This is a genomic window from Noviherbaspirillum aerium, from assembly GCF_008929045.1.
In the GTDB taxonomy this organism is placed as follows: Bacteria; Pseudomonadota; Gammaproteobacteria; order Burkholderiales; family Burkholderiaceae_D; genus Noviherbaspirillum; species Noviherbaspirillum aerium.
In genome coordinates this window covers 107,807-120,491 of sequence record NZ_VFAH01000001.1, presented here as the reverse complement: position 1 = coordinate 120,491, position 12,685 = coordinate 107,807, and the positions used below count along the sequence as shown (strand labels likewise).

Here is a 12,685-nt window from a genome sequence, read left to right as displayed (position 1 = left end):
TCCTTCTTCCGTGAATCTTTCGATAATGGAGAAGGACATAAGAAACAAACGCCCATACCAGTTTCAGGAGGCATCTTGGCTCACCTCATCGACCGGCGTCTGCAAGGCAAGAACAAGTCCGCTGGCAATCGCGAACGCTTTCTTCGGCGTTACAAGGGCCAGATCAAGGACGCGGTAGCACGCGCCATCAAAGGCCGCTCGATCAAAGATATCGAGAAAGGCGAAAAAGTATCCATTCCCGTCAAGGACATCAACGAACCCTCGTTCGGCCATTCGCATGGCGGCGTGTGGGAAGTTGTCCGTCCCGGCAACAAGGAATACCAGAAGGGCGACCAGATCCAGCGTCCCAAGAGCGGAGGCGGTGGCGCCGGCAAGGGCAAGGCGGGCAACAGCGAGGAAATCACCGAAGACGATTTCGCGTTCGAACTGACGCGCGAAGAGTTCATGAACTATTTCTTCGAAGACCTCGAACTGCCCAACCTGATCAAGACCCAGCTCAAGTCCATCACCGAGTTCAAGCAGCAGCGGGCCGGCTATACCGTGTCCGGCACGCCGTCCAACATCCATGTGCTGCGCTCGCTGCGCGGCGCGCTCGGACGCCGCATCGCCGTCGGCGCCAAGTCGCGCAAGCGGCTCAAGGAAGCGGAAGAGGAACTCGAGGCATTGATGAAGACCGCGTTCGAGGACGACCATCGCATCCTCGCGCTGCGCAAGGAAATCCATCACCTGCGCACCCGTCTGCATGCGATTCCCTTCCTCGATCCGATCGACCTGCGCTACAGCAACCGCATCAAGGTGCCGAAGCCGTCCAGCAGCGCGGTGATGTTCTGCGTGATGGACGTCTCCGGCTCGATGGACCAGGCCAAGAAGGATGCGGCCAAGCGTTTCTTCATCCTGCTCTACATGTTCCTGGAGCGGGCGTATGAAAAGATCGAAGTCGTGTTCATCCGCCACCATACCCAGGCGACCGAAGTGACCGAGGACGAGTTCTTCAACTCGCGCGAATCCGGCGGCACCGTGGTGTCGTCCGCGCTGGTGCTGCTCGACAAGGTGATCCGCGAGCGCTACGCCAGCAGCGACTGGAACGTGTATGTCGCGCAAGCCTCCGACGGCGACAACTGGGACAACGATTCGGTGACCTGCCGCGAGCTGCTGATCAACAAGATCATGCCGCTGGTGCAGTACTACGCCTACGTCGAGATCACCGACGGCGAGCCGCAGAATCTGTGGCACGAGTACACCCAGATCCCCGATCTCTGTCCGCACTTCGCCATGCAGAAAATCGAGTCGCCGGCCGATATCTATCCGGTGTTCCGTGAACTGTTCAAGAAGCAACCGAAATGACTACCGAGACCATTGCGACCGAACCGACGATCAGGAAGCCCGCGCGCAAGGCTGCAGCCAGGGGCTCGCGCAAGAAGGCCGCCAAGCCCTTCCGCCTGCCGGAGCAGTCCGAGTGGACGTTCGAGCTGATCGAGCAGATCCATGAGGAAATCCGACGCGTGGCCGAAGGCTTCGGCCTCGACACCTATCCGAACCAGCTGGAGATCATCACCGCCGAACAGATGATGGATGCCTATGCATCGGTCGGCATGCCGGTGTCCTATGCGCACTGGTCGTTCGGCAAGCAGTTCCTGTCGACCGAGAAGAGCTACAAGCGCGGGCAGATGGGACTGGCGTATGAAATCGTCATCAACTCCAATCCCTGCATCGCCTACCTGATGGAAGAGAACAGCCTGATGATGCAGGCGCTGGTGATCGCGCACGCCTCCTACGGCCACAATTCCTTCTTCAAGAACAACTACCTGTTCCGCACCTGGACCGATGCCGAAGCCATCATCGATTACATGGTGTTCGCGAAGAATTACATCGCCGACTGCGAGCAGCGCTACGGCATCGAGGCGGTGGAACTGCTGCTCGATTCCTGCCATGCGCTGCAGAACTACGGCGTGGACCGCTACAAGCGTCCGGCCAAGCTGTCGCTGGCGGAAGAGCGCGAGCGCCAGGAAGAGCGCGAGCGTTATCTGCAGTCGCAGGTGAACGACCTGTGGCGCACCGTGCCGCGCAAGCAGGAAGTGGTGCAGGAAGCCGGGCCGTCGCGCTATCCGGCCGAGCCGCAGGAAAACCTGCTGTACTTCATCGAGAAATCGGCGCCGCTGCTCGAACCCTGGCAGCGCGAGATCGTGCGCATCGTGCGCAAGATTTCCCAGTATTTCTATCCGCAGCGCCAGACGCAGGTGATGAACGAAGGCTGGGCGACGTTCTGGCATTACACCATCCTGAACCAGCTCTACGACGAAGGCGTGGTAGGCAACGGCTTCATGATGGAATTCCTGCAAAGCCATACCAATGTCGTCTATCAGCCGCCGGTCACCAGCCGCTATTTCAACGGCATCAATCCGTATGCGCTGGGCTTTGCGATGATGCAGGACATCCGCCGCATCTGCGAAAACCCGACCGACGAGGACCGCTACTGGTTCCCGGACATTGCCGGCAGCGACTGGAAGAAGACGCTCGACTTCGCGATGCGCAACTTCAAGGATGAAAGCTTCATCTCGCAGTACCTGTCGCCGAAGGTGATCCGCGATTTCCATTTCTTCTCGGTACTGGACGACGACAAGAAGGACAAGCTGGCCATCTCCGCGATTCACGACGAGGCCGGCTACCGCTATCTGCGCGAGCAGCTTGCCGGGCAGTACAACCTCGGCAACCGCGAGCCGAACATCCAGGTGTGGTCGGTCGATACGCACGGACACCGCGCGCTGACCTTGCGCCATAACCAGTACCTGCGCCGTCCGCTCAACAACCAGACCGGCGAGGTCATGAAGCATGTGGCACGCCTCTGGGGTTTCGACGTGATTCTGGAAACCGTCGATCCTGAAGGCAAGGTTTTGGAAACGATGGAATGCAAATGCGAAAAGAGGCAACGCGGTAGCTGATTCAGGTTCCGGGACCGCCGCAAGAAAGGGGGCGCTTGGCGCTGCGACGGATTCCGGGATGAAGGCACTGCGTTGTGAACCCGCATCGCGGTGCAGGCGACCGCCGCTCTTTTCATGGGCGCTTGCCGGAGCAATCCGGCAAGACTTGATGCCAAGGTGAAAGCCTTGGCATTTTTTTATGGGCGATTGACATTACGAAGCTGGCCATGCCGATGCGCAACCATGATTGGCGGCTCGAATCGGCAACTCTTATGTATCTGTAATTTCTTCCACTACTCTGTACTCTCTTCCAAGGTTTTCGTTTCGCCACGGCATTTCAATTCATGCAACAAGGGGCAAACGGGGAAGCATCGATGATTGGCATGCGCCTTGCGTTAACGAGATTTCCACATCAGGCGATGTCATCCGTTGGCTATTGCCATCACGTTTCCAGGAGATTCCAGATGCAACAACGTAAAAACCTCAATCGCATGCTCGGGATTGCCGCACTGGCAATGCTGTTCGGCGGCAGCTCCGTCTATGCGCAATCGACCGGCGCCACCTCGGCTACCCAGGGCAGCGGCAGCAGCAGCGCTCAATCGAGTGCGACCGGTTCTTCGGCCAGCGCCAGCAAGGGCGGTTCCGGCAGCGGCAACAGCAGCAGCAGCAGCAGCGTCAGCAAGGCCGACCAGCGCATGATGAAAAATCTGGCCGAGGCCAATTTCGCCGAAATCGAGACCGGCAAGCTGGCATTGCAAAAGTCGCAGAGCGACCAGGTCAAGGCGTATGCGCAGAAGATGATCGACGATCACACCCAGGCGCAGAAGGAACTTGAGCAGCTGGCCCAGCAGAAGGGCGTGACGCTGCCCACCGAAACCGACATGAAGCACAAGGCCGCAGCCAAGGCCCTGAGCGCGCTCGAAGGCGAGAAGTTCGACAAGATGTACATGAACCAGGTCGGCGTGCTGGATCACAAGAACACTCACCGCCTGCTGAGCAAGGCGCAGAAGGACTCCAAGGATCCGGACCTGAAGGCGCTGGCCGCCAAAATGACCCCGACCGTCGACGCTCACCTGAGCTCGGCGCAGGAACATACCGGCAAGAAAGGCAGCAGCTCGGGCAGCTCCGGTAGCTCCAGCAAGTCCAGCAACTCCGGCGGCTCCGACAAGAGCAGCGCCACCGCGGCCTCCGGCTCCAGCGGCGGCAGCTCCTCGTCTTCCGGCAGCGGTTCCGGCTCGAAGTAATCCGTCAGAGCGGCAGCGCATGCGGCCAGCTATGGCGCCGCATGCGCATGCCTGCTTTCCGAACCGGCCCGCCGAATTCACCCTACAGGAGTGATGCATGAATAGCGACGACGTAGTCTCCACCCTCAATGACCTGATCGAAACCAGCAAGGACGGCGAGGAAGGCTTCCGCACCTGCGCGGAAGACGCCAGCGACCCGACCCTGAAAACCTTTTTCTCCAACCGCGCGCAAAGCTGCGCCGCGGCGGTGCTCGAATTGCAGAGCCTGGTGCGCTCCTATGGCGGCGACCCCGAGACCACCAGCGGGCTGGGCGGCGCGCTGCACCGCCGCTGGGTCGACATCAAGTCGCTGGTCACCGGCAAGGATGACAAGGCGGTGCTCAAGGAATGCGAACGCGGCGAGGATGTGGCGGTGTCGAGCTATCGCCGCGCGCTCGAAAAGAACCTGCCGGTCGAAGTGCGCGCCGTGGTCGAGCGCCAGTACCAAGGGGTGCTGCAGAACCACGACCAGGTCAAGAGCCTGCGCGACCAGTACCGCAGCTAGTAATCCGGCCCGAAAAATGGCGCATTTTTCGGGTCGCTGATCTCCCCCTCTACCTCTGGGAGAGGGCCGGGGTGAGGGGATACGGCCCAACCTATGTTCGGGCCGGACCCATGATCGGGCGGCCCGGAGGAAATTCCGGAATCAGGAAGGCGGACAAGCCGGCGGCGACCGGCTTGTCCGCTTTTGCATGGCGCAGTCCTTTCACGCCAACCCCATGGAGTAAAATACCGGCCTGCCGGTGAACCCCTCTCATCCCCGCCGGCAGCGGATTGCTGTCAGATTGCCAACGCGTCGACCCGCTGCAAGGACTCTAGGCCTTGCACGCCACGGGCGAACTGCATGTATTGCGACAGCCCGACCCACATTTTTCCGGATTGCCCGCATGCTGCGACTGACCAACGTTATTCTTCCGCTCGACCATCCCGAAGCCGACCTCAGGGCCGCCGTTCTCGACCGCCTGCAGATACCGGATGCCGACCTGAAGGGGTTTACCGTCTTCCGGCGCGGCTACGATGCGCGCCGGCGCAGCGCCATCACGCTGGTCTACACGCTCGATGCGGATGTCGCCGAGGAAGCCGCGGTGCTGGCCCGCCTGCAGGGCACGCCGAACGTCGGCCCCAGCCCCGACACCAGCTACAAGTTCGTTGCGCAGGCGCCGGCCAACGTGCCGACGCGGCCCGTCATCATCGGCTTCGGCCCTTGCGGCCTGTTCGCCGCTCTGATCCTGGCGCAGATGGGTTTTCGACCCATCATTCTCGAACGCGGCAAGGTGGTGCGGGAACGCACCAAGGACACCTGGGGCCTGTGGCGCAAGAGGGATCTCAAGCCCGAGTCCAACGTGCAGTTCGGCGAAGGCGGCGCCGGCACCTTCTCCGACGGCAAGCTGCACAGCCAGATCAAGGATCCGAAGCATTACGGCCGCAAGGTGCTCACCGAGTTCGTCAAGGCTTACGCGCCGGAAGAAATCCTGTTCGTCAGCAAGCCGCACATCGGCACCTTCCGCCTGGTCAAGATGATCGAAGCCATGCGCGACACCATCGAGTCGCTCGGCGGCGAATTCCGCTTCGAGGCCAAGGTCACCGACCTCGAGATCGACAACGGCAAATTGCGCGCGGTGATCCTGGAAAACGGCGAGCGCCTGGCTTCCGACCATGTGGTGCTGGCGGTCGGCCACAGCGCGCGCGACACCTTCCAGATGCTGTACGACCGCGGCGTGTACATCGAAGCCAAGCCCTTCTCGGTCGGCTTCCGCGCCGAACATCCGCAATCGCTGATCGATCGCGCCCGCTTCGGCAAATTCGCCGGCCATCCATTGCTTGGCGCGGCCGATTACAAGCTGGTTCATCATGCGAAGAACGGCCGCTCGGTCTACAGCTTCTGCATGTGCCCGGGCGGCACCGTGGTGGCGGCGACTTCCGAGCCGGAACGGGTGGTGACCAATGGCATGAGCCAGTATTCGCGCAACGAGCGCAATGCCAACAGCGGCATCGTGGTCGGCATCACGCCCGAGGATTACCCCACCGACCGCGGCGCCGGCCATCCGCTGGCCGGCATCGACCTGCAGCGCGAGCTGGAGTCGCGCGCCTATGTGCTGGGCGGGCGCAACTATGACGCGCCGGGCCAGCTGGTGGGCGACTTCATCGCCGGCCGGCCGTCGACCGAACTCGGCTCGGTCATTCCCTCCTACAAGCCGGGCGTGCACCTGACCGACCTCGGTCCCTCGCTGCCCGACTATGCGATCGAAGCCATCCGCGAGGCGCTGCCCGCATTCGACCGTCAGATCAAGGGATATGCGATGCGTGACGCCGTACTGACCGGGGTCGAGACGCGCACCTCGTCGCCGGTGCGCATCAAGCGCAAGGATAATTTCCAGAGCCTCAATACCGAGGGGCTGTTTCCGGCGGGGGAGGGGGCCGGTTACGCCGGCGGGATTCTGTCCGCGGCGGTGGATGGGATCAAGGTGGCGGAGGCGGTGGCGCTCAGCATGGTGGGGGAGACGGATGTGCGGGGCGGGGGGATGGCGGGGGATATGCTGTACTGACCCGGTCGGCCGGAGCGGTTCTGATTGTGGGTAGTGCAGGCCTCCGTGCCTGCACAAAGGACGTATGTCCGAAGATATCTTGGGTGTTGCGCTCTCCGTGAGGGGCTGCTTTGCCGGGTCTGGCCCCGGCGGGCCACCTACTTTTTTGCTTCGCCAAAAAAGTAGGCAAAAAAGGCGACACCCCTATCGCCGCCCCTGCGGGGTTCCCAAAAGAGCGGGCGGCAAAGCGGGAAGCGCGGAAACTCGCCTGCGGCTCAGACATCCGCGCTTCCTTATCCGCTTTGCCGCCCGCTCTTTTGGCGTCGGTAGAGGGGAAATTCAACAGCCTCTATGCATCAACTGGGTCGGTCTCAGGCTTGCTCCCCTGCGCCGGCATGCTTACCGAAGCTTTCACCATCCAAGAACGGTAGATTTGTCGATTCAGGTAATGTAGTCCCTCGCACTTCCCCGCACCAAGCCACGTACCTAATCCACCTCCAGCATTTCCAGTTCCGCCTTCGGCACGCCATCCCTGATCTCCAGGAATGCCACCGAGATCGGCAGGCGGAAGCGGCGCGGGCCGGCGCTGCCGGGGTTGATGAAAAGCACGCCGCGTTCCTTCTTCACGACAGGGCGGTGCGAGTGCCCGGAAATGACGACCTTGATGCCTTCGCTGGCGGGATCGACATCGAGATCCTGCAGGTCGTGCACCACGCATACCTTCACGCCGCCGACATCCAGCACTTCCTTTTCCGGCAGCCGCTGCGCCCATTCGCCGCGGTCGTTGTTGCCGCGCACGGCGACGACCGGGGCGATTTCTTCCAGCTGTTCCAGCACGGCGGCGTTGCAGATGTCGCCGGCATGAATGATGCTGCTGACGCCGGAAAGGGCAAAGCGGGCTTCCGGACGCAGCAGGCCATGGGTATCGGAAATCAGTCCGATGCGGTATTTCTCCATATGAATGATCACCAGGAAAGTAGGCGGAGCAGGCCGTCGCGGCCCGCACGCGGGAAATAAAATTGTGCTCTAATGAACGCGTCACTATCGCATATCGATATGTCTTTTCTGTTTTTGACGCATGAACCTCCAACTCGTTTCCCTGCTGTGTCCGGTTCTTTCCTGTTGTCGCCGCTCGCGGCTTCGGGATGTCAGCTAACGGGTGCGTCGGACTACCCTGTTTTTCCAGTTTCCCATGGCCGCAGTGTTGCACAAGCTGCGGCCATGTTGTTTTTACGGCAGTTGCCGCGAAAACGCTCCAAAAGGATATTCGTCATGAACAAGCCGCCAAGCCAGCCAATGCAGAGGTCGTCAGGACTGCGACTTGCCGGACGTCCGATACGGATCGGCGCCGGCATTCCACTCGCGCCCGACAGGCGCACCCCGGTCTGGGCGGACATCCGCAGCGCCGCCGAATCGCTGGCGCAGCGCGAACCCCTGCTCGGCGCCCGTCTGCGTTCGCTGGTGCTCGCCAACGACAATCTCGGCGCCGGCATCTCGGCGGTGCTGGCGCGCAGGCTGGCCAGCGAGGATCTGGATGAACACGCCTTGCGGGAACTGTTCACCAGCGTGGCCGATGATGCCTTCGCCGAAAAAGTCGCGGCCGACCTGCGCGCCGTGCGGGAACGCGATCCTGCCGGCGGCGACGAACTGCATGTGCTGCTCAACTTCAAGGGCTTCCAGGCCTTGCAGACCTACCGCATCGCCCATGCCTTGTGGCTCGACGGCCGCACGGAACTGGCGCATGCGCTGTCGAACCAGGCATCGCTCGTCTTCGCGGTCGACATCCATCCGGCGGCGCGCATCGGCACCGGCGTCATGTTCGACCACGGCACCGGCATCGTGATCGGCGAAACCACGCTGATCGAAGACAATGTCTCGCTGCTGCAGAACGTAACGCTCGGCGGCACCGGCAAGGAACACGGCGACCGCCATCCCAAGATCCGCAGCGGCGTGATGATCGGCGCCGGCGCGAAAATCCTCGGCAACATCGACATCGGCACGATGAGCAAGGTCGCCGCCGGCAGCGTGGTGCTGCAGCCGGTGCCGCCGCATACGACCGTGGCCGGCGTGCCGGCAAGGGTGGTGCGCCAGCATAACGATGACAGCTGTCCGTCGGTGGAGATGGACCAGAGGATCTGAGAGGCGGGGCCAATGGTGGTGCAAGCAAGGAGCCGGTGCTGGTTGAATTGGAAATTCGTGGTTTTCTGGATGCTGGTGACGCATCAGGTATTGGCGAGCCCCCTCATCCCCGACCCCTCTCCCGCCCGCGGGAGAGGGGTGCATGTTTGAGACCGGCCCAGTCAATGCATAGAGGCTGTTGAATTTTCCCCTCCGCCGACGCCAAAAGAGCGCAGCGCCAAGCGGATAAAGAAGCGCGGATGTCTGAGCCGCAGGCGAGTTTCCGCGCTTCCCGCTTGGCGCTGCGCTCTTTTGGGAACCCCGCAGGGGCGGCGATAGGGGTGTCGCCTTTTTTGCCTACTTTTTTGGCGATGCAAAAAAGTAGGTGGCCCGCCGGGGCCAGACCCGGCAAAGCAGGTCTCCACGGAGAGCGCAACACCCAGGATATCTTGGGACACACGGTCTTTGTGCAGGCACGGAGGCCTGCACTACCACCCCATCACACTCAAGCATCAATCATCCGCCGGCTCTGCCGCAGCAGCATCTCCGTAAACTCCTCCGCCGACACCGGCCCGCTATAGTAAAACCCCTGCCCCGCAGGGCATCCGTGACTCTGCAGGAAGCAGCGCTGCTCATTCGTCTCGACGCCCTCGGCCAGCACCTTCAGCCGCAGGCTGTTGGCCATCGAAATGATCGCCGCCACCAGCGCCGTATCATTCGAATCCTGCCCGATGCCGCTGACGAAGGAACGGTCGATCTTCAGCGCATCGACCGGAAAGCGCTGAAGATAGGCAAGGCTGGAATAACCGGTGCCGAAGTCGTCGATGGAGAGCTTGATGCCCATGTCGGACAGGACCTTCAACGTGGCCACATTGTCTTCGGTACGCTGCATCAGGATGCCTTCGGTAATCTCCAGGTCGAGCCGGTTGGGCGGCACATCCGCGTCTTCCAGCGCCTCGCGCACCATCTGTTCGAAATTTGGCTGGAAGAACTGGCGCGGCGACAGGTTGACCGCCATGTACAAGCCGCCGAAGCCGTGTTCATGCCACCGCCGCAACTGCTTGCAGGCTTCGCGCAATACCCATTCGCCGATCGGCAGGATGAGGCCGGTCTCCTCGGCAATCGCGATGAACTCGTTGCAGCCCACCGGCGCTTCGCCTTCGCGCTTCCAGCGCAGCAGCGCCTCGGCGGCAAAGATGGCGCCGCTGTCGAGATCGACCTGCGGTTGGTAATAGAGCACGAATTCATTGCGGTTGAGCGCATGGCGCAGCGCGATCGTCAGCTGATGCCGCCGTTGCGCGGCGCGGTTCAGGCTCTGGGTGAAGAACTGGAAATTGCCGCGCCCCTTCTCCTTCGCGTAATACATCGCGGTGTCGGCGGTGCGCATCAGGGTTTCGACATCCTTGCCGTCATCGGGGTACATGCTGATGCCGATGCTGCCTGACACATGCAGCTCATGATCGCCGCAGTGGAACGGCGCATCGAGCGCATCCAGCACCTTCTGCGCGACGATGGCCACGTCATGGCCGCCGCCCACCAGCGGCAGCGCCAGCACGAACTCGTCGCCACCCAGCCGCGCCACGCTGTCGCCTTCGCGCACGCAGTGCAGCAGGCGCCTGGCGACATCCTGCAGCAGGCAGTCGCCTACCTGGTGGCCGAGCGAATCGTTGATGTGCTTGAAATAGTCGAGGTCGATGAACATCAATGCGACCAGCGTGTGCGTGCGCGCCGCATGGGCTACCGCCTGCTGCAGCCGGTCCTGCAGCAGCACCCGGTTGGGCAGGCCGGTCAGGGCATCGTGGTCGGCCATGTAGCGGATGCGTTCCTCGGCCAGCTTGCGCTCGGTGAGGTCGAGCACGAAGGCGACCCCGCTCTGCTGGCGCTTGCTGATGACCGTGCCGCCGACCAGGATGGGCACGCGGCTGCCGTCCTTGCGCAGATATTCCTTCTCGTACGGGGCGAAGCTGCCGCTGGTGCGCAACTCCTCCCATGCGCGCTCGCTGATATCCCTGTACTCCGGCGGCGTCAGCGTGTCCCATCGCACGCGGCGCTGCTTCACGTCTTCCTGGGTATAGCCCAGCAGCCGCAGGAAGGCATCGTTGGCTTCGACCACCCGGCCATCGGCGGCCCAGAAATAGATGCCGATGATGTTGGCTTCCACCAGGCGGCGCATGCGCACCTCGCTGCGCCTCAGGCTTTCCTCCGCGCGGGTGCGTTCGCCGATTTCCGCCGTCAGCAAGGCATTCGCATGCGCAAGCTGCTCGGTGCGCTGAGTGACCCGTTCCTCCAGCATCTCATAGGCATGCTGCAGATAGGATTCGATCTGCCGGCGCAATGCGCTCTCATGCTGCAGCGAGGCTTCCAGTTCGGCGAGCCGGCGGCGCGCGGCGCGCAGGGACAGATGGGTGTCGATGCGGGCCAGCGCCTCGCCGAGCACCAGCGGCCTGGGCAGTTGATCGGCGGCGCCGGCTTCGAAGGCGTCCAAGCCATCCATGCCGGCCGGATCGATGATCAGCAGCACGGGAATATCGCGCAATTCCTGGTCCTGCCGCAACAGGCGGCAGACCGCCGCTCCGCCTGGCCCCGCAAGCGAGGCATCGAGCAGCACCAGATCGGGGCGGGCGAACCGCGCCTGCCGCAGGGTCTGTTCGCCATCCGGCGCAAGAAGCACCTGATGCCCCCGGCCTTCAAGCGCCTGCCTGAGCGCTGCCATATCGGACCGGTCGGCGCCGGCCATCAGGATGATGTGTCTTGAGTCCGATGAGCCGGTCGGGCCGGTCATGCGCGGATCCTCGCAGCCGGTCCCGCCGGCATGCAACCAAAGCGAAGGCAAGATGCGTTTGTGCGGTGCGGGTTCATGGGCGGCATGTCAGAGAGTCGGTGGGCAAGGTCAATGCCGGCGCGCATCGAGCGGGCCGGCGCAGACCGCATCCGGCGGGCGGCAAGCCCGTCGGTGTTGCAATCGATGCAAAATTAGACGCGGCACTGCTTCCCGAGTTCAGGCCCCGGCGCAACTGCAACAGGCTCTTGCCTGCGGCGCGCTCGTCAGGGCCGCCTCGTCAAGCCTGCTTCATCAATCCTTCAGCCAGCAGCGCCGCATGAACCGCCGGCCGCGCGCCGACCCGTTCGAAATACGCTTGCACCGCCGGCCAGCGGCCAAGGTCGATCTTCATCGGTTCCGCCCAGCGCAGCACCGTGAAAAGATAGGCGTCGGCCACGCTGAACTGGCTGCCGTTCAGGTAATCCTTGCCCTGCAGTTTCTGGTTGACGAATTCCAGCCGCGTCGCCAGCGTGTCCAGCGCTGTCTTTTTGGTTTCGTCGGGCGTGCCCGGCTTGAACAGCGGCGAGAAGGACTTGTGCACTTCGGTCGAAATGAAATTGAGCCATTCGATCAGGTGGTAGCGCTCGATCGTTCCAGCGGGCGGGACCAGTTGCTTGCCGGGGTGCTGATCGGCAAGGTATTGCACGATGGCGGGGCCTTCGGTCAGCACATCGCCATTGTCGAGCTGCAACGCGGGCACATAGCCCTTGGGATTGACCGCGCGATAATCATTGCCGCTCGCGGTTTTCTTCTCTGCAAGATTGACCTTTTCCCGCTCGAACTCCAACCCGAGTTCATGCAGCACGATATGCGGCGACAGCGAGCATGCGCCCGGCGAAAAATACAGTTTCATGGAATCCTCCTTGGTATTGCGCCTGATGGAATCACCGGCTTAACCGGCATCAAATTGTGAAGCGGTTGACATTCCCAATGGTAGTTGAGAGTGCAGAATCCTGCTGTTGCGCGCCGCAATCGACATCCCCTTATAATCAGTCGTCACATTAAAAAAACGGACGGAGA

At 62.2% G+C, this 12,685-nt stretch carries 9 protein-coding genes; 6 read left to right on the top strand and 3 right to left on the bottom strand.

What is annotated here, in order from left to right; translation table 11 throughout:
* Window positions 1-75 precede the first annotated feature (75 nt).
* The 5 genes from FH061_RS00535 (at window position 76) to FH061_RS00515 (ending at window position 6,747) form a co-directional block, all read left to right on the top strand.
* Entirely contained in the window at window positions 76-1,344 is a 1,269-nt protein-coding gene (locus FH061_RS00535) for a YeaH/YhbH family protein (protein ID WP_151631923.1), read from the top strand.
* On the top strand, window positions 1,341-2,939 hold the full coding sequence (locus FH061_RS00530) for a SpoVR family protein (RefSeq protein WP_151631921.1): 1,599 nt from the start codon (window positions 1,341-1,343) through the stop codon (window positions 2,937-2,939). The genes FH061_RS00535 and FH061_RS00530 overlap by 4 nt, the downstream gene beginning before the upstream one ends.
* 443 nt (window positions 2,940-3,382) lie before the next feature.
* Complete coding sequence (locus tag FH061_RS00525; RefSeq protein WP_151631919.1) at window positions 3,383-4,162, top strand: DUF4142 domain-containing protein; 780 nt, start codon at window positions 3,383-3,385, stop codon at window positions 4,160-4,162.
* A gap of 97 nt (window positions 4,163-4,259) precedes the next feature.
* Window positions 4,260-4,706 (top strand): PA2169 family four-helix-bundle protein, encoded by a 447-nt coding sequence (locus FH061_RS00520; protein WP_151631917.1) that lies wholly within the window; start codon window positions 4,260-4,262, stop codon window positions 4,704-4,706.
* Window positions 4,707-5,088: 382 nt separating this feature from the next.
* Window positions 5,089-6,747: an NAD(P)/FAD-dependent oxidoreductase gene (locus FH061_RS00515; RefSeq protein WP_151631915.1), complete on the top strand. Its 1,659-nt coding sequence runs from the start codon at window positions 5,089-5,091 to the stop codon at window positions 6,745-6,747.
* Between the two features lie 465 nt (window positions 6,748-7,212).
* On the opposite strand, the gene FH061_RS00510 is transcribed toward FH061_RS00515, so the two are convergent.
* Window positions 7,213-7,683 carry a metallophosphoesterase family protein gene (locus FH061_RS00510; RefSeq protein WP_151631913.1) on the bottom strand — a complete coding sequence of 157 codons (471 nt, stop codon included), beginning with the start codon at window positions 7,681-7,683 and terminating at the stop codon, window positions 7,213-7,215.
* A gap of 315 nt (window positions 7,684-7,998) precedes the next feature.
* Between FH061_RS00510 and cysE the strand changes: the two genes are divergently transcribed.
* A complete protein-coding gene (cysE, locus tag FH061_RS00505; protein WP_225984422.1) occupies window positions 7,999-8,865 on the top strand; it encodes a serine O-acetyltransferase in 867 nt (288 codons plus the stop codon).
* A 484-nt stretch (window positions 8,866-9,349) separates the two neighbouring features.
* Here cysE and FH061_RS00500 read toward each other — a convergent pair whose 3' ends face one another.
* Complete coding sequence (locus FH061_RS00500; protein WP_151631911.1) at window positions 9,350-11,626, bottom strand: two-component system response regulator; 2,277 nt, start codon at window positions 11,624-11,626, stop codon at window positions 9,350-9,352.
* A 277-nt stretch (window positions 11,627-11,903) separates the two neighbouring features.
* Window positions 11,904-12,518, bottom strand: coding sequence for a glutathione transferase GstA (gstA, locus tag FH061_RS00495; RefSeq protein ID WP_151631909.1), 615 nt, complete (start codon window positions 12,516-12,518; stop codon window positions 11,904-11,906).
* Window positions 12,519-12,685: the final 167 nt, after the last annotated feature.

Coding starts and splice junctions, on each gene's coding strand:
- FH061_RS00530 (WP_151631921.1), top strand. CDS start 1,341: ATGACTACCGAGACCATTGCGACCGAACCGACGATCAGGAAGCCCGCG.
- FH061_RS00525 (WP_151631919.1), top strand. CDS start 3,383: ATGCAACAACGTAAAAACCTCAATCGCATGCTCGGGATTGCCGCACTG.
- FH061_RS00520 (WP_151631917.1), top strand. CDS start 4,260: ATGAATAGCGACGACGTAGTCTCCACCCTCAATGACCTGATCGAAACC.
- FH061_RS00515 (WP_151631915.1), top strand. CDS start 5,089: ATGCTGCGACTGACCAACGTTATTCTTCCGCTCGACCATCCCGAAGCC.
- FH061_RS00510 (WP_151631913.1), bottom strand. CDS start 7,683: ATGGAGAAATACCGCATCGGACTGATTTCCGATACCCATGGCCTGCTG.
- cysE (WP_225984422.1), top strand. CDS start 7,999: ATGAACAAGCCGCCAAGCCAGCCAATGCAGAGGTCGTCAGGACTGCGA.
- FH061_RS00500 (WP_151631911.1), bottom strand. CDS start 11,626: ATGACCGGCCCGACCGGCTCATCGGACTCAAGACACATCATCCTGATG.
- gstA (WP_151631909.1), bottom strand. CDS start 12,518: ATGAAACTGTATTTTTCGCCGGGCGCATGCTCGCTGTCGCCGCATATC.